This window comes from Gloeocapsa sp. PCC 7428 (assembly GCF_000317555.1).
GTDB lineage: Bacteria > Cyanobacteriota > Cyanobacteriia > Cyanobacteriales > Chroococcidiopsidaceae > Chroogloeocystis.
In genome coordinates, this window is sequence record NC_019745.1 from 490,617 (window position 1) to 506,993 (window position 16,377).

General features: G+C 44.3%; 14 protein-coding genes. 5 read left to right on the forward strand and 9 right to left on the reverse strand.

The genetic code is table 11. The annotated features are described in order from the left end of the window. Positions 1-25: 25 nt before the first annotated feature. The gene (locus GLO7428_RS02175) at positions 26-562 is read left to right on the forward strand and encodes a TIGR02281 family clan AA aspartic protease (protein ID WP_015186917.1); all 537 of its coding nucleotides are present in this window, start codon (positions 26-28) and stop codon (positions 560-562) included. Here GLO7428_RS02175 and trpD read toward each other — a convergent pair. From trpD to GLO7428_RS02195, 4 genes are all read right to left on the reverse strand, one after another. Continuing rightward, positions 550-1,629: an anthranilate phosphoribosyltransferase gene (gene trpD, locus GLO7428_RS02180; RefSeq protein ID WP_015186918.1), complete on the reverse strand. Its 1,080-nt coding sequence runs from the start codon at positions 1,627-1,629 to the stop codon at positions 550-552. The two genes, GLO7428_RS02175 and trpD, sit on opposite strands and share 13 nt — an antisense overlap. 138 nt (positions 1,630-1,767) lie before the next feature. After that, the gene (locus GLO7428_RS02185) at positions 1,768-2,517 is read right to left on the reverse strand and encodes a hypothetical protein (protein ID WP_041918487.1); all 750 of its coding nucleotides are present in this window, start codon (positions 2,515-2,517) and stop codon (positions 1,768-1,770) included. 89 nt (positions 2,518-2,606) lie between these two features. Continuing rightward, complete coding sequence (locus tag GLO7428_RS02190; protein ID WP_015186920.1) at positions 2,607-3,506, reverse strand: S1 RNA-binding domain-containing protein; 900 nt, start codon at positions 3,504-3,506, stop codon at positions 2,607-2,609. 202 nt (positions 3,507-3,708) lie between these two features. Continuing rightward, positions 3,709-4,494, reverse strand: coding sequence for a dienelactone hydrolase family protein (locus tag GLO7428_RS02195; protein WP_255348360.1), 786 nt, complete (start codon positions 4,492-4,494; stop codon positions 3,709-3,711). A gap of 444 nt (positions 4,495-4,938) precedes the next feature. Here GLO7428_RS02195 and GLO7428_RS02200 point away from each other — a divergent pair, with 444 nt between their 5' ends. Beyond that, positions 4,939-5,919 (forward strand): GntR family transcriptional regulator, encoded by a 981-nt coding sequence (locus GLO7428_RS02200; protein WP_015186922.1) that lies wholly within the window; start codon positions 4,939-4,941, stop codon positions 5,917-5,919. Between the two features lie 57 nt (positions 5,920-5,976). On the opposite strand, the gene GLO7428_RS02205 is transcribed toward GLO7428_RS02200, so the two are convergent. From GLO7428_RS02205 to tig, 5 genes are all read right to left on the reverse strand, one after another. Further along, positions 5,977-6,621, reverse strand: a complete 645-nt coding sequence (locus tag GLO7428_RS02205) for a MarC family protein (protein WP_015186923.1) — start codon at positions 6,619-6,621, stop codon at positions 5,977-5,979. Positions 6,622-6,636: 15 nt separating this feature from the next. Then, the gene (locus GLO7428_RS02210; RefSeq protein ID WP_015186924.1) at positions 6,637-7,560 is read right to left on the reverse strand and encodes an alpha/beta fold hydrolase; all 924 of its coding nucleotides are present in this window, start codon (positions 7,558-7,560) and stop codon (positions 6,637-6,639) included. Between the two features lie 123 nt (positions 7,561-7,683). Further along, positions 7,684-9,024: an ATP-dependent protease ATP-binding subunit ClpX gene (gene clpX / locus GLO7428_RS02215; RefSeq protein WP_015186925.1), complete on the reverse strand. Its 1,341-nt coding sequence runs from the start codon at positions 9,022-9,024 to the stop codon at positions 7,684-7,686. A 9-nt stretch (positions 9,025-9,033) separates the two neighbouring features. Next, positions 9,034-9,726 carry an ATP-dependent Clp endopeptidase proteolytic subunit ClpP gene (gene clpP, locus GLO7428_RS02220; protein WP_015186926.1) on the reverse strand — a complete coding sequence of 231 codons (693 nt, stop codon included), beginning with the start codon at positions 9,724-9,726 and terminating at the stop codon, positions 9,034-9,036. A gap of 319 nt (positions 9,727-10,045) precedes the next feature. Beyond that, a complete protein-coding gene (gene tig / locus GLO7428_RS02225) occupies positions 10,046-11,467 on the reverse strand; it encodes a trigger factor (protein WP_015186927.1) in 1,422 nt (473 codons plus the stop codon). 675 nt (positions 11,468-12,142) lie between these two features. Between tig and GLO7428_RS02230 the strand changes: the two genes are divergently transcribed. The 3 genes from GLO7428_RS02230 to GLO7428_RS02240 all read left to right on the forward strand — a co-directional run bounded on the left by GLO7428_RS02230 (position 12,143) and on the right by GLO7428_RS02240 (position 16,061). Next, positions 12,143-13,207: an aspartate-semialdehyde dehydrogenase gene (locus tag GLO7428_RS02230; RefSeq protein ID WP_015186928.1), complete on the forward strand. Its 1,065-nt coding sequence runs from the start codon at positions 12,143-12,145 to the stop codon at positions 13,205-13,207. Positions 13,208-13,255: 48 nt separating this feature from the next. Beyond that, the gene (dapA, locus tag GLO7428_RS02235; RefSeq protein ID WP_015186929.1) at positions 13,256-14,140 is read left to right on the forward strand and encodes a 4-hydroxy-tetrahydrodipicolinate synthase; all 885 of its coding nucleotides are present in this window, start codon (positions 13,256-13,258) and stop codon (positions 14,138-14,140) included. A gap of 157 nt (positions 14,141-14,297) precedes the next feature. Further along, on the forward strand, positions 14,298-16,061 hold the full coding sequence (locus GLO7428_RS02240) for a ribonuclease J (RefSeq protein WP_015186930.1): 1,764 nt from the start codon (positions 14,298-14,300) through the stop codon (positions 16,059-16,061). Positions 16,062-16,377 lie beyond the last annotated feature (316 nt).

Below are 16,377 nucleotides of genomic sequence, written 5' to 3' on the forward strand. Positions count from 1 at the left end.
TCAATAATCTAGTTTTAAAAAATTAATGCAGCAAGCTATTTTACTTCTTATTAAAACTACAGTGACTCTTGTTGGAATCAACTTTATTGTGCCGCAAGCGAATGCGCAAGAAGCCGAAAGTTGTTACATGATTAATGCTACAGGCGCAGTAGTCAACTTGAGTCAACTTTGTACAAATTACAAGCGATCGCCATCAACAACACAACAAGTATTTACTGCCAAAATCAAACGCCGCTACGGTGGGACACCAGTGATTGATGTCACATTTAATAATCAGCAAAAATTTGAGATGATTTTGGATACAGGAGCGACACAAACGACAATTACGGCAGCGATGGCAAATCAACTCGGATTAGTTCCTGTAGGTAGTCAAATTGTCCAAGTTGCCAATGGTGAGGCTGTTAGCTTGCCAATAGGACGTGTAGAATCAATCGAAGTTGGTGGTGCCATCCTCCGCGATACTCAGGTATTAGTTGCCCCATTACCATTATTAGGGCAAAACTTTTTTAGCCGTTATGACTTGACAATTAAGCAAGATGTCGTTGAGTTTCACTCGCGTTGAAGAAACTCGACTAATTGCTCAAGCTTTGCCCAAGCCGCACCACTACGTAGAATTTCCTTTGAGAGGGCGATACCTGCTGTATGATCTTCAGCCGGAACAAGTCCTCCTACTTGTAAAGCAAGCGATGCATTGAGTGCTACAATATCTTGCTGCGCTTGAGTGCCTTTACCTTGCAAGACTGCTTGGAGAATTGCCGCATTTTCTTGAACATCACCACCACGAATGGCTGCGGTGGGAGCAGGATTTAAACCTAGCTGTTGAGGATCGAGCGTTGTTAAACGAACTTCACCTTGACTTAGCACGGCTAAATCTGTCACATCAGCCAAGCCTGCTTCATCGAGTTTTTCTCGTCCATGAAGAGCGATCGCGCGCTGTGTGCCTAATTGACACAAAGCTTGAGCAACAGTTTCCAAGATTGCCGCATCAAATACCCCAATCACCTGTCCAGTAGGGCGCAATGGGTTGATTAATGGTCCTAATAAATTAAAAACCGTGCGTACCTTCAGCGTTTGTCGTAGCGGTGCGACAACCTTCATGGCTGGATGCCAACCCCGTGCAAACAAAAATGTAATTCCGACTTCCTCAAGCGCGGCTTGAACTTGTTGGGGAGGTGCATTTAAATTGACACCCACTGCTTCTAGAACATCGGCAGAACCCACACGACTCGAAGCCGAACGATTGCCATGTTTTGCAACACGTACTCCCGCCGCAGCTGCCACAAAAGCAACAGCAGTCGAAATATTGAAAGTAGCAGCACCATCACCACCCGTACCACAAGTATCAATGACTGGCTCGTGGTGCAGGATTGTTTCTTGGCATTGCGATTGCGCAAGCAAAACCTCAGCCATTCCCATAAGTTCTGTTGCGGAGACGCCTTTGGCTTGAATTGCGGCTAGAATGGCTCCCGACAAAACTGGTGGAATTGTTTCATCGAGCCATGCTTGCATCAGTTGTGCAGCTTGTTCGCGCGATAGTGAGGCGCGGTCTAATAGTTGTTGTAGTAGCTCACTATCCCAACCTGGAGTGCGCTCTGAAGTGGCAGTTGCTATTGATGGTGAATAGGTCATACATTCTGTTAAAAAAAAGTGGTTAGCTCTTAACTGCACCCCACGACTAACAGTCAGAGGATTAAATTACAGACGCGTTGCTTGTTTTCCTTAAACTCAAAGTCAGGGGGATAATGTTACTGTCTAATAGCTCAATGACTATTGTTCAACTGCGATCGGAAAAAAACGCTTTTCCTCTGACGAGTACTCCCAAGCAATTCCCTCTGGATCGCGGCTGCGACTCCATTCGGCAAAATCTGGATTTGAGCGATGTTTGTAAACTGTACTCGAATTTACGTCTAATCGCTTCGCAAGTTCAGATTGCAGAAGTGATTCTGGTGCTACTTGAACGTGAGTAGGCGTGTCAGGGTTAGAAGTCTCAGCCTCCGCAATAGTTGTCTGTTCTGGAGTTGCTACTTCGTTTTCCTCTGGTACTTGGACTTGGTTTTCTTCTAATGCAGGCAAGTCTTCTACAAGCGTCTTTTGCTCAAATTCAGGTTCGGGCAAAGACAAAGGCGGTTCGCTGTCATCAAAAATACTACCAAGAGTTCTAGCCGTGACAAAGAAATAGCCACTACTGCCATTTTCTGGTTCAAGTACCCGCGCGCCAAATTCTGCTGCTTTGTAATCGAGGTAGCGTTTTGCCTTTGCGGCTGAAAGATTAGCGCGCATTGCCAAATCAAGCGTTGTAATTCGTCCTTGATTTTCTTGAATCAATTTGTGGAAAGTCGGGTTGAGGGTTTTGCTCCACTTTTGCCATCGATAGCGTTGGAAAATATTCAAAAGCGCAACAAAACCAGCAATTGCTAGGAGCAATCGCCAAGTGGAAAAGAGAAAAGTAATCGCTAGCGCGACTGGCAAGATGAGAATGAGAAAGCTATCAGCGGTGTCGGATGATTTTACTGTCATGCCCATTTTTGCAAATTAGATTGCTGGCAAACAATCTTATCTTGGCAAAGATTGCGCTCACTTTTACCGCTGACTTTATAAAAAACAAACTATTCGAGCAATTTTTTGCGGGCGCGGTTTGCTCTTGCTTCTACACTTGCCATCACCTCGTCTCTTTTTTCCAGCATTTCGCCAGGATAGTTTTCTAGAACCCTTGTGGAAAGGGAAATTCGACTTTGGCTCTCATCAACATCCACTACAACCGCCGAAATTTCCTGCCCTGTTTGGAAAAGCGAAGGCAAAGATTCGACATAGTTTTGACTAATTTGCTTGATGTGTAGCAAACCGTTAATTCCATCTAACTCGACAAACACGCCAAACGGCTTAATTGCGCTAATTTTGCCGGTTACAACTTGCCCAGGCTCAAACTGAGTCATCGCTTGCGATCGCGTTGCGAGGCGTTGCGACAGCACAAGTTTATTATTGTCGCGATTGACTTCTAGCAAACTCGCATTCAGATTTTGCCCGACGAGATTTTCCAGATTTTCGCGTTCGAGTAAATGCGATCGCGGAATAAACCCACGCAAACCTTGTACATCAACGGTGACGCCACCTTTATTGACTCCCTTGACGCGCACTTCCAAACTTTTGCCGTCTTCTTGCATTTCGCTTAGCTGTTCCCACAGTTGTTTGATTTGCAGTTGGCGGCGTGAAAGCGTCACTTGTCCATCCACATTTTGTTCGCGGATAATCAAAAATTCTTGTTCTTCCTGCAACGGTAAAACCGTAGATAAATCGCTTACGGAGTGCAAACCAACTTCCGTTAAAGGGATGAAAGCTGCGGATTTTCCGCCAATGTCCACATAAGCACCATCACTTTCGTATTGAAATACCTTCCCCCGCACGACTTGTCCTTTGCTAAATTGAAAATCTTGTTGGTCTAACGCTTTGGCAAAATCATCCATAGAAAAGGATGAACTAGCAGAAGAAGGTTTAGATTGAGATGTCATGAGGTATCAAAACAAAAAGAAATTAATGTAACTTAACGGTTGGTTATTGGTAACTGGTCATTAAATAGCGATTAGCGGTTGTTTGATTGCTAAATGCCAACTAGCCAAATGCTAAAAGCTTTTCGCGTTCCCTATTACCTATTACCATTTACCCACTCACCTATTGATTAATTGTATGTCTTCCAAATCTGGAGCAGGTACTTTACGCTTCCTTGAGATGCTGCTGAAATAGTTGCTTGACGTGTTCCCAAGCATCAGCCGCAGCTTCGGGGTTGTAGCTAGCGCGGCGATCGCAGAAAAAACCATGATCCGCTTGCGCGTAGCGAAAGATCTTGTGGGAGACTTGATATTTCTTTAACTCTGCCTCAATCTGATCGACATCCGCCGCTGAAATACTCGCATCTTGCATCCCAAAGAAAGCATAAATCGTGCCGCTGATTTCTGGAGTCCGCGTAATTGTGGGCGAACCACCACCAGGCGTTTGACTCGTTAGCCCCGCCCCGTAAAAAGATGCTGTTGCTTGAATATCTTGGAGTGTAGCCGCTAAATAAGCAACATGACCGCCGAAGCAAAAGCCAATACACCCAAAACCGTCTTTTCTGACTTGTGGTAGATCTTTGAGGTAGTCAATTGCCGCTTTTATATCACTCAAAAGTTCGGCTGCTTTGGTTTGTTGTTTGTATTTTCTTCCCAGTTCAAGATCTTGTGGCGAGTAACCGACTTCAAAATTCGGCGCGACACGCTGAAAAATTGCGGGGGCGATCGCAACATATCCTTCTTTGGCGATTCTTTCTGTTACGTCGCGAATGTGTTCATTAACACCAAACACCTCCTGAATGACAATAATACCTGGATAAGAACCTTCACCGACAGGCATCGTCAGATAAGCTGGAACTTGAAGGTCGCCGTTAGGAACTTTTACATGAGAAGAACGAATTTCTATGCTAGTCATGACGAATGTGTTTGCTGTCTGTTGAGAGTTGGTCACTGGTAACGGGTCATTAAATAGCGATTAGCGGTTGTTTAATTGCTAAATGCTTATTGCCAAGTGCTAAAGGCTTTTCTATTAGCATCAGTTGCTCTCACGCGCGGACACCTCCAAGGGCGCACTGGCTCCCCATTACCTATTACCCCATGTCAATACGCGTGATATTTAATTATGTTCATCTATTTATCAGCGTGGTGCCGCCACTTCAATATTAAAGAAACTTTGCTAAATGTTGAGAACTTATGCAGATTTGGTAAGAAACGAACAAATAAAGTAAAGATTTTAAGCACAGTTTACTCTTAACCGAACAAATATGCCTTACTCGTGGCTGCAAGCCTTGTCTGTCTTTTGTATTTTCGTCTGTTCATAGTCAATCTGTAAGCAACCATTTCAGTATCAAACATCTTTTTTGGTTTTTGCCGCAGATTGTCTTTTGGAGGAACAATGGTTCAGTTTCATATCCAACCAGATAGTGAAATTCCGGCTTCAACTCAGTTACTCAATCAAATTTGGTACGCAATTACATCGCGACAATTTCCCCCAGGTCACAGACTTCCAAGTACACGCGCCCTCGCGATGCAAACAGGGTTACACCGAAACACGATCAGCAAAGTCTATCGCCACTTAGAGGAAGACGGACTTGTTGAAAGCCGCGCGGGTTCTGGTATTTACGTCCGCGCCCAGCCATCGATGCGTAACCCAGCACCAATTCCCATCTTGGAAAAATATCCCCAAGCCGAAAGAATTGTACAGAATAGTCTTGATGAGCTACTTAAAGCAGGTTGTTCTTTAAATCAAGCAAGAGAGCTATTTTTAGCAGAAATTGACTGGCGGTTGCGATCGAGTGCGCGAGTATTAGTAACTGTTCCAGCCGATGATATCGGTGCGGGTAAGTTAATGGTTGACGAACTTGAGCAATCGATTCAACGACCTGTACAATTAGTTCCGTTAGAGGAATTAGCGCAAGTACTAGAGCAAACTCCGGCGGGGACAGTGGTGACAACTCGATATTTTATTGCACGCGCCGAAGCGATCGCCGCGCCTAAGTCTGTCCGCGTTATTCCTATCGATATTTACGACTATGCCAAAGAAATACAACTCTTGAAAAAACTTCCTAAAGGCACTAACCTGGGCATGGTCAGCTTAAGTTCTGGTATTCTCCGCGCCGCAGAAGTGATTGCCTACAGTCTTCGAGGTGATGAACTCTTAGTGATGAGCGCCCAACTCGGCGATACCTATAAACTCAATGCAATTGTCAAAAGTGCGCAAGTTATCATCAGTTTTGATCAAGCAAGTTTTCCTGCGGTTAAAGCAGCCGTCCAAGCTGCCAGAGAAGACATTATTCGTCCTCCACAACTCATTTGCAGCGAGAATTACATCAGTGAAAAATCAATTGATTTTCTCAAGCGCGAACTGGGCTTATAGTAAGGGTCAGGTGTGTGGTGAATTTTGTATCAGGTTTAACAATTCAAAAGGTTTGTTTTAACGCAATAAACTGGGGGCTGCTTCTCTTAAGAGCGTAACCGCACCATCGGCGATAAATTGTACGGCGATCGCTAAAATAAAGAACCCAAGGACTCGATTTAACGCTCCCAAACCATTTTTGCCTAATACACCAACTAAAGGTTCTCCCAAAGCGAGGCACAAGTAGATCGTCACTCCCAGCAAGACGATTCCAACCAAGCAACCGATATCATCAATCCATCCGCTGTTACTTGCCGCAAAACCAATCACAACACCAATCGCGCCAGGACCGCTAATCATCGGAATTGCCATTGGTGTAAAAGAAATATCGTCTTTATCGATAGCTTCATCGCTTTCTGGTGCGGTGAGTCGTTGACGCGCTGTCACCATTTCCCAAGCCGTATGCGCAATGAGTAAACCGCCAGCAATCCGTAACACTCCTAGCGAGATCCCAAAAAAGCTGAGTATTTCTCTGCCTGCCAGTAAAAAGGTGCCCAAAACTAAAACAACATTAATTGCTGTCTGACGCGCTTGGCGGAGGCGATAGAATTTTGTGGTTGCGCCTGTTAAACCATAAAAAATGGGGATTGCACCGACTGGATTAGTCACGGGAAACAAAGTTAAGAAAGTTCCCACGACAACGGAGGTTAACTGCTGCCACATTCGCTACTCATTCCTTCAACCAGCGATTTCGGCTGGCTGCTCGATTTGCAAGAACGCACGTACTTTTTGCAAATAAGTTTCTGCATCTTCTAGCATGGGGAAATGAGCCGTGTTAGGAATCATGACATATTCAACTACGGGGTTCAACTCCGCAGCTTGGCGTCCCATTGCGGCAGGAATAATTTTGTCATATTCTCCAGCGACTAACAGCGTTGGTACTGTAATCCGCGCGAACTCTTGCGGCATGACTTCAGCCGCTTGTTTACTCACCGAAGTAAAGATTGTGCCTAAAGCTGCCTCATAATCAGCAACAAGAAAATCTTGTAAGAAAGCTTTACGTTCCGCCGCTGGTATCGGACGATGTAAAAACCGCGCAATAAACATCCGGTCAACAAGAGGTATTTTACTCAACCACTTCGGACGAAACTTGACGACATAGCCACCAAACTTATGAAAGGCAGCAAAAGCTTTTTCATCGTACTCAAAAATTCCACTACAAGTAAGAATTGCGCGGTGTACTCGTTGTGGGTAGCGATTCAGAAATAAAGTGGCAACCGATGCGCCCATCGAATGCGCATTAATGTACACTTGCTGAAGTTGCAATTGATCTAATAGCGCTGCCAAGTCGTCTGCGTATTCTTCTAACTCATAGGTTAATTCTTGCACTGCTGCTGATTTTTCTCGCGGCATTTCTGAGTCGGCAACTGCAATACTTGTCGATGGTAGCGGCGATCTACCGAGAGATCTGCCAAATCCTCGCAGATCGTAAAGCAAACAGTCAAAGCTATCTGCCAAAGCGTAAGCTACACTTTGCCAGTACCGCGCCGAACCAGCCCACCCGTGGACAAATACCATCACAGGTTTAGCTTGGGATTCTGAACTTGGCGTCCGAATCCACTCATAGTAATGTTCTACACCGCGAACATCAATGTAAGGCATTTTTCTCAGACTTTGGCAAAAAGAGATGTTATGTATTTGAAGTACAGCTAAAGGTATAGAAATATTCCTTTACTTTTAACCTACGACTGATTGGCAACTTTTGCAAAATGTCTGATGGGGTAGCTACGCTGATTCTGGCTTAGGTAAGGATGAAGGATGCACTAATAATTCTGCTGTCGAGCGTTTTTCTACCATTTCAGGTGTAACAGTACAGCGTGTGACATCTTTGCGCGAAGGCAACTCGTACATCACATCTAGCATTAATTCTTCAACGATACCGCGTAATGCTCTTGCACCAGTTTTACGGCGATAGGCTTCTTGCGCGATCGCCCGTAATGCATCAGGTTTAAACTCAAGTTGCACATTGTCCATCTTGAGTAATTTTTGATACTGCTTCACCAATGCACTGCGCGGCTGCGTCAAAATCGCCATCAAGGCTTCTTCGTCGAGCGGGTCAAGTACTGCTACTACTGGTACCCTACCAATAAACTCAGGAATCATCCCAAATTTCACGAGGTCATCTGGTTCTAAGTGCCTGAGAACGTCTGCTGTGCGCTGATCGCGTGACGAACTTTCTCCTGGTTGAATGAAACCCATCGATTTTTTGCCAGTCCGCTGTTCGACGACTTTTTCCAAACCGACAAACGCGCCACCGCAAATAAATAAAATATTGCTCGTATCGATTTGAATACAGTCTTGATAGGGATGCTTGCGTCCTCCTTGTGGCGGTACATTGGCTAGAGTTCCTTCTAGCATTTTCAGTAACGCTTGTTGCACTCCCTCACCAGAGACATCGCGTGTAATCGAAGGATTTTCACTTTTGCGCGCGATTTTATCAATCTCATCGATGTAGATAATGCCGCGCTGCGCTTCTTCTACATCCAAGTCCGCAACTTGCAATAGTCGCAGCAAAATATTTTCAACGTCTTCGCCAACATATCCTGCTTCGGTTAGCGTTGTCGCATCAGCTACTGCAAAAGGCACATCTAATATCTTTGCTAAAGTTTGTGCCAACAGCGTTTTGCCGCAACCGGTAGGACCAATTAAGAGAATATTTGATTTTTGAAGTTCTACTGCCTCTTCTGACGATGCCTTACCACTATTTTTGGCTTGTACTAAACTTAACCGTTTGTAGTGGTTATAAACAGCAACCGACAGCACTTTTTTTGCCTCATCTTGACCAATAACATGATCGTCAAGATGTTTTTTGATCTCGCGTGGCTTAGGCATTTGGCTAAATGAGAAATTACTCGCACGCGATCGCCGCTTTGGTGGGGCTTCGACTCGATTTGGTGGCTGTGGGGCAGTTTCCTTCGAGTCGAGCAATTCCTCATCTAATATTTCGTTACATAAGTCAACACATTCGTCACAGATGTAGACTCCCGGTCCAGCAATTAGCTTGCGCACCTGCTCTTGTGATTTGCCGCAGAATGAACATTTTAAATGGGAGTCGTACTTTGACATACCTGCCTCTTAATTTACTGTGCTTACTGGTTCGTTGGCTTTGGGGAGATTTTGTTTAGAGATCACTTGGTCGATCAAACCATAGTTCTTAGCCTCTTCCGCGGACATGAAAAAGTCTCTTTCAGTATCAGCTTCAATTCGCTCTAGAGGTTTACCGGTGTGATACGCCAAGATTTCATTAAGCTTGCGCTTGAGGTAGAGGATCTCTTTAGCTTGAATTTCAATATCTACTGCTTGCCCTTGAGCGCCACCGAGTGGTTGGTGAATCATGATCCGCGAATTGGGTAGTGACATCCGCTTGCCATGTGCCCCTGCTGCTAAGAGGAAAGCACCCATACTTGCAGCTAGCCCAAAGCAGATCGTAGCAACATCACAGCGAATTTGTTGCATTGTGTCATAAATTGCCATACCTGCTGTTACAGATCCCCCTGGTGAATTGATATAGAGTTGAATATCTTTTTCAGGGTCTTCTGCGTCTAAGAATAGCAATTGTGCAACAATTGAGTCGGCTACAGTGTCATCTACCTGAGTTCCCAAAAAGATAATTCGCTCTCTGAGTAATCGCGAGTAGATGTCAAATGCCCGCTCTCCCATACCCGATTGCTCTACAACCATGGGGACAATGTTGCTGGCACCAAGCGAGTTGATTTCTAAGGAGTGTGAACTAGTTATCGGGTGATTTGAAGTTTGAGATACGAGCATATCACAGTGTCTCAGAATGATACTGAATGTGTCGTGCATTTAAACTCTTTACAGCGCTTTGCAGTTTATGTTATTCAATGCACCACCTGTGAACTATTATGCCTTATTCATTAAAGAATCAACTTTGAGATATCTTCATAAGTTGAAGAAACAATATACTTCGATAAAGTACATTGTTTCTCTGTTTCAAAGATAGCAGCAACAGCGTCTTTGCGCGTGTAGCTTAGGCAAGATATTTCTCGCTGGGCAGATTTATCGTATGACTCAACCTCTACTGCCGTTTCAGTATTCAGTAAAGTTCAGTCATCTCAACGAACGCTCACGATGCCTCAATTTCCTCAGTCGGGGCTGGGCGATCGCTCGTATCGACGTCAGTAGTTGCTTCTAAGGGTTCATCTTCAGTTGACGATTCAGAAGTACTTAACGAGCCTTCAGGTAGTAATTCCACTGTATTGTGTTCTTCTAGCCAGCTCGTAATTTTTTCTTTTAGAAGGTCTTCTTCTACAACTTCACGCAATCGGTTAACGTCGATATCTTCATTTGAGTACTGCGTTAAAATTTCTTTTGCTTTTGCTTCCACTTCAGATTTCTCAACTTTTATCGACTCGCGTCGAGCTATTTCCTGAAGTGCCAGCGCGCTTCTGAGTCGTTCAATTGCTTCTGGGCGAGAGTTTTCTCTTAACTTAGCAACACTCTCTTGCGTAAACAATTTTTTAACATCAATTCCTTGCTGACTCAACTGCACAGCCGCTTGTGTCAGCATGGCATTGACTTCTTGTTCAATGAGCGTTTCTGGTAAGTCTACTTCCAGATGTTTAACTAGCTCATCTACTAGCGCCTTTTCCTTGTTTGCTTTCGTTTGTCGCTCGGCTTCTTCTCTAAAGCGCTCCTCTAAAGAATTGCGTAATTCTTCCAGAGTTTCAAACTCGCTCACTTCTTGCGCAAAATCATCATCAAGCTCTGGCAGTTCTTTTTCTTTAAGCTCTTTTAATGTCACAGTGAAAACTGCTGCACGTCCGGCGACCTCTGGCTGAGGGTAGTCTTCAGGAAACTGTGCCGAAACTTCTTTGGTTTCGCCTGGCTGCATTCCGACAATGCCATCGATAAACCCAGGGATAAAGCGTTCTTGTTGAAGTTCCAATTGAAAGTCGTCAGCTGATGCACCAGCGATTTCTTGCGGTTCTTCTTCGCCTTCTTGAGCTAAATAGCCTTTGAAGTCAACTATCGCGACGTCTCCTAGCTGCGCGGCTCGTCCTTCTACAGGAATTAAAGTCGCCATTTCACTTTGTTGTTCGGCAATAAGCTTATCGACTTTTTCGGAGTTGTATTTGACTTCCTCGGCTTTTACTTGTAAGCCAGTGTACTGCGTCAGGTTGACTTCGGGTTGAACATCAACCGCCGCCAAAAAGTGCAAAGCTTTTCCAGGTTCGTATTGAGCGATCAATTCTTCAAACGACGAGCGTAGTTGTGGTTGACCGATCGCTTGTATAGCTTCTTGCTTGATCGCTTCTGTAATTCCAGCTTGGATGAGTTCCTCTAGGGCTGCTGCTTTAACTTGCACCGCACCTAGACGTTGCAGTAGGATTTGGCGCGGTACTTTACCTTTGCGAAACCCAGGAACATTCATGGTGCGCGTAAGTTTCTGAATAACCTGGTCATAGGTCTGTTGCGACTTTTCGGCAGGAATTTCTATATCCAAACCAATTTGACTAGCGGGAAGTTTTTCCTGGGTGACTTTCATGTTGCGCTTGTATTTCCGAACAATTTTGACTACTCAAGCAATACTTAATCAATGGCTACTCGTTATTAGCACCTGAGCATTAAACCATTCTATCTTTAAGCTTAGTGTCTGCTAAGGAGTATCTGCACAGAATCTATAGGAAGCTACATTACTCTTTATATCAACGAAAGAGCATTTTAATTCGCCGCTTGGATGGCAACGCGATGTAGAGCAGTTGTAGGCTTGGGTTAAAGTAGCAGGCGGCAGCTATCCTACACGTTTTAACTATAAAGTTATGCTGATATACGCTACATGCAAGCTTGTTAACGACGCGCTTGTGCATAAACCACTAAAACTATTCGATTACCTAGATGTTTGATGGTCGATGCGTTGATATTTTATACCCTATTATTAGCCGCCTCTGGGAGTAGGATACTTGTTATTATTGCGAACCTGCACAAATATAGAGTTATTATCTAGATTGTTAAAATTAGTTTAAGATAGAAAGGTATGCTATCTACTGCTGACTAGCTTAAAAATAATTAAAAATTGTCTACATATAGTAATTTTTTATTGTTAGTTGGGAAAACTAATATCTCCCATAAAAACTGATAAAGTATAAACCTGAAATTAGAAAAAGTGTATAGCACTCTTTATAAAGATAAGTTAATTAAATAAGCCGGTTAAGGAGGACATTTGTCAAAATCATATCGTGTTGCTATTTTAGGCGCGACAGGCGCTGTTGGTGCAGAGCTACTAGATTTACTAGCTAGTAGAAACTTTCCCATCGCTAGCTTAAAACTCTTAGCATCTCCTCGAAGTGCAGGTAAGAGTTTGCCGTTTCAAGGAGAAAACATTGTTGTAGAAGCCGTCAGCGATCGCGCATTTGATAACTTAGACATCGTTTTGGCATCAGCAGGCGGTTCTACTTCCAAAGCATGGGCAGCAAAAGCTGTTGCGGCGGGTGCGGTTGTGATTGATAATTCCAGCGCTTTTCGTATGGAACCACACGTTCCCTTAGTCGTTCCCGAAGTCAATCCCCAAGCTGCTGCTCGTCATCAAGGAATCATTGCTAATCCCAACTGTACGACGATTCTCATGACTGTCGCAGTTTGGCCATTACACCAAGTCAAGCGCGTACAGCGCATTGTCGCAGCCACTTATCAATCTGCCAGTGGTGCTGGGGCTAGAGCAATGGAAGAAGTAAAAATCCAAGCGCAGGCGATTTTAAATGGAGAAACACCAGTCGCTGAGATTTTGCCTTATCCGTTGGCGTTTAACTTGTTCCCGCACAATTCTCCGCTTAATGACTTGGGATACTGCGAGGAAGAAATGAAAATGGTCAACGAAACTCGCAAGATTTTTAATGACCAAAACATTCGAGTCACAGCAACTTGTGTTCGGGTTCCCGTCTTACGCGCGCACTCAGAAGCAATAAACTTAGAATTTGAGACACCGATGAGTGTCCAAGAAGCAAAAGAAATTCTGCAAAATGCTCCAGGAGTGCAAATTGTCGAAGACTGGCAAGCCAACCATTTCCCCATGCCAATTGAGGCGACAGGTCGCGATCCCGTTCTGGTTGGGCGTATTCGCCAAGATATTTCGCATCCACACGGCTTAGAAATATGGCTTTGTGGCGACCAAATCCGCAAAGGCGCAGCGTTAAATGCGGTACAGATTGCCGAACTGTTGATCGAAAAAAACTGGTTACAACCAGCGACGTCTGAAAATCAACTATCAGCAACAAGTAATCGTGGGTAATAGTTAATAATACATAGGTGCTAACCGCTACGAATGAGGAGTTGAAGGGTGATAGATTTTGGACGAGTTGCAACCGCGATGATTACGCCATTTAAAAAAGATGGCAGCGTCAATTATGCTGTAGCGGAGCAACTAGCAGTGTATCTGGCTGAAAACGGGACAGATACGATAGTCGTCTGTGGGACAACTGGTGAATCACCCACACTTTCTTGGGATGAAGAGTACGAGTTATTTCAAGTCATCCTCAAAGCCGTAGCGGGAAAAGCTTTGGTAATGGCAGGAACAGGGTCGAATTCGACAAAAGAAGCGATCGCAGCAACACAAAAAGCCGCTAAAATAGGAGTACATGGATCTTTACAAATTGTTCCTTACTACAATAAGCCGCCCCAAGCTGGTATCTATCAACACTTTAAGGCGATCGCCCAAGCTTGTCCTGAGATACCAATTATTTTGTATAACGTGCCCGGGCGAACTGGCATCAATGTCCATCCTGATACAGTAGCGCGGTTGGCGGAGATAGAAAACATAGTAGGGATCAAAGAATCAAGTGGTAATCTTGACCAAGCGAGTGAAATTCGGCGGATAACTCCCAGTGAATTCAAACTATACTCAGGTGATGATTCCTTGACATTACCGTTATTATCAATTGGTGGTAGCGGTGTAGTGAGTGTTGCAAGTCATTTGGTAGGCACGCAGCTACAAAGTATGGTTCAAGCTTTTACATCAGGGCAAATTCAAAAAGCAACTCAAATTCATTTGAAACTTTTTCCACTATTCAAAGCTCTATTTACGACAACTAATCCAATTCCTATAAAAGCAGCGCTCAGACTCCAAGGATGGGAAGTTGGTTCAACACGCTTACCGCTTTATGAAGAAGTGGATGAAGTTAGTCAAAAACTCAAAACGATACTTATAGAAACCGGTATTTTGTGATTTCATCTTTGAAAACTAAATAAAATTTGAGTTCGATAAAAATATATTGGCACCTAGAAAATACAATTTCATTGTGTTTTCTAAGGTTTTATTAAAACTTAAATAGCAGAAATCTCATTGCTTTTTTAGGAAAAACTCACACGTAAAATTGGAAAATATGAGCAACAACGAATCAGCAGCAGTCAAAATCATTCCCCTTGGTGGGCTACATGAAATTGGTAAAAACACTTGTGTCTTTGAATATGATGATGAAATCATTCTGTTAGATGCAGGGCTAGCGTTTCCTACCGATGAAATGCATGGCGTCAATATTGTGCTGCCAGACATGACGTATCTGCGGGAAAATCGCCATAAGATTAAAGGCATGATTGTGACCCACGGTCATGAAGATCATATCGGGGGAATTGCGTTTCACCTTAAGCAATTTGAAATTCCTGTCATTTATGGTCCTCGCTTAGCAATGACAATGCTAGAGGGTAAACTTGAAGAAGCAGGAGTTCGCGATCGCACTGAACTCAGAAGCGTACGCCCCCGCGATGTTGTGCGCCTAGGTTCCTCATTTTTAGTCGAGTTTATTCGCAATACGCACTCGATTGCTGATAGCTTTACTGTCGCAATTCATACTCCAGTAGGCGCGATCATTCATACAGGAGACTTCAAAATTGACCATACTCCGGTAGATGGCGAATTCTTCGATTTACACCGTTTAGCAGAACATGGAGAAAAGGGAGTTCTGTGCTTAATTAGCGACTCGACAAACTCAGAAGTTCCTGGACACACGCCTTCAGAACGCTCGGTTTATCCTAATTTAGACCGCATTTTTAGCCAAGCATCAGGGCGACTTTTAATCACAACTTTTGCTTCCTCGGTACATCGAATCAACATGATTTTAGAGTTGGCGAAGAAGCATAAGCGTGTCGTCTCGGTCGTTGGGCGTTCGATGCTGAATGTGATTGCCCATGCGCGGAACTTAGGCTATATCAAATGCGAAGATGAGCTTTTGCAACCGTTGCACGTTGTGCGATCGCTTCCTGACGAGCAAGTACTCATTCTCACCACAGGTTCTCAAGGCGAACCAATGTCAGCCTTAACGCGAATCTCTAAAGGCGAACATTCACAACTGCGTATTCGTGAGGGCGATACCGTCGTCTTCTCAGCTAACCCAATTCCAGGCAATACAATTGCGGTTGTGAATACTATAGACCGCTTGATGATGCAGGGAGCAAAAGTTGTCTATGGTAAAGAAAAAGGAATTCATGTTTCGGGTCACGGTTGTCAGGAAGACCAAAAGCTGATGCTAGCACTGACCAAACCAAAGTTCTTCTTACCCGTACACGGCGAATATCGTATGCTGATGAAGCACGCCGAAACCGCGCAAAGCATGGGAATTCCGCCAGAAAACATGGTCATTATTCGTAACGGCGATGTTGTTGAAGTTTCCCAAGACTCGATTCAAATCGCAGGTAAAGTTCCAGCAGGAATCGAGTTAGTCGATACGTCCGGTTCAGGAATGGTCAGTGGTACAGTTCTTAAAGAGCGCCAGCAGCTTGCAGAAGAAGGAATTGTTACCATCGCCGCCGCCGTAGACTGGAATGGGAAATTGATGATTAAACCCGAAATTCATCTGCGCGGTGTAGTGATCTCAATTGAGCGATCGCTACTGCAAAAATGGGTACAAGAGCGTATCGAAAATTTCCTACACTATCGTTGGTCAGACTTTGCGCAAGCAACTAATGGGGAACAACCCGAAGTTGATTGGGCGGGACTTCAAGGACAACTCGAACGCGAACTTTATCGCGAAATCCGGCGCGAACTTCAGTGTCAACCGTCTGTCACCTTATTACTACAAACTCCTGACGAACCTACGAAAGTTGCTGATGGTAGACGTCGTCGCCGTACTGCTGCTCAAGTAGCCTCGTAATTAAGCTGCGTTAGCTCTCATTTGGGTTTGGGTTGTGAATCGCGTAGCTGAGATTGTCAATCCTTTTCCCAAGTTTGAGTTGTAAAGAAGCCCCCTAAATCCCTCACTTGTGGGGGGACTTAAAGTGGAGTGGTTTAGAAGCCCCCCAACCGCCCAAAATTGGGGGCTGAATCCAGGATTCCAAATGAAATAGCAAACCTTTGTGAACAAGCATTTTTCCTACTTCTATGCATTCGAGGATGGAAGGAAGCTAGTCAATATTTGTGCGAGTTGAATTTTGTGTGAATTCACTGAAATACGCGATTATGTGCTTCAA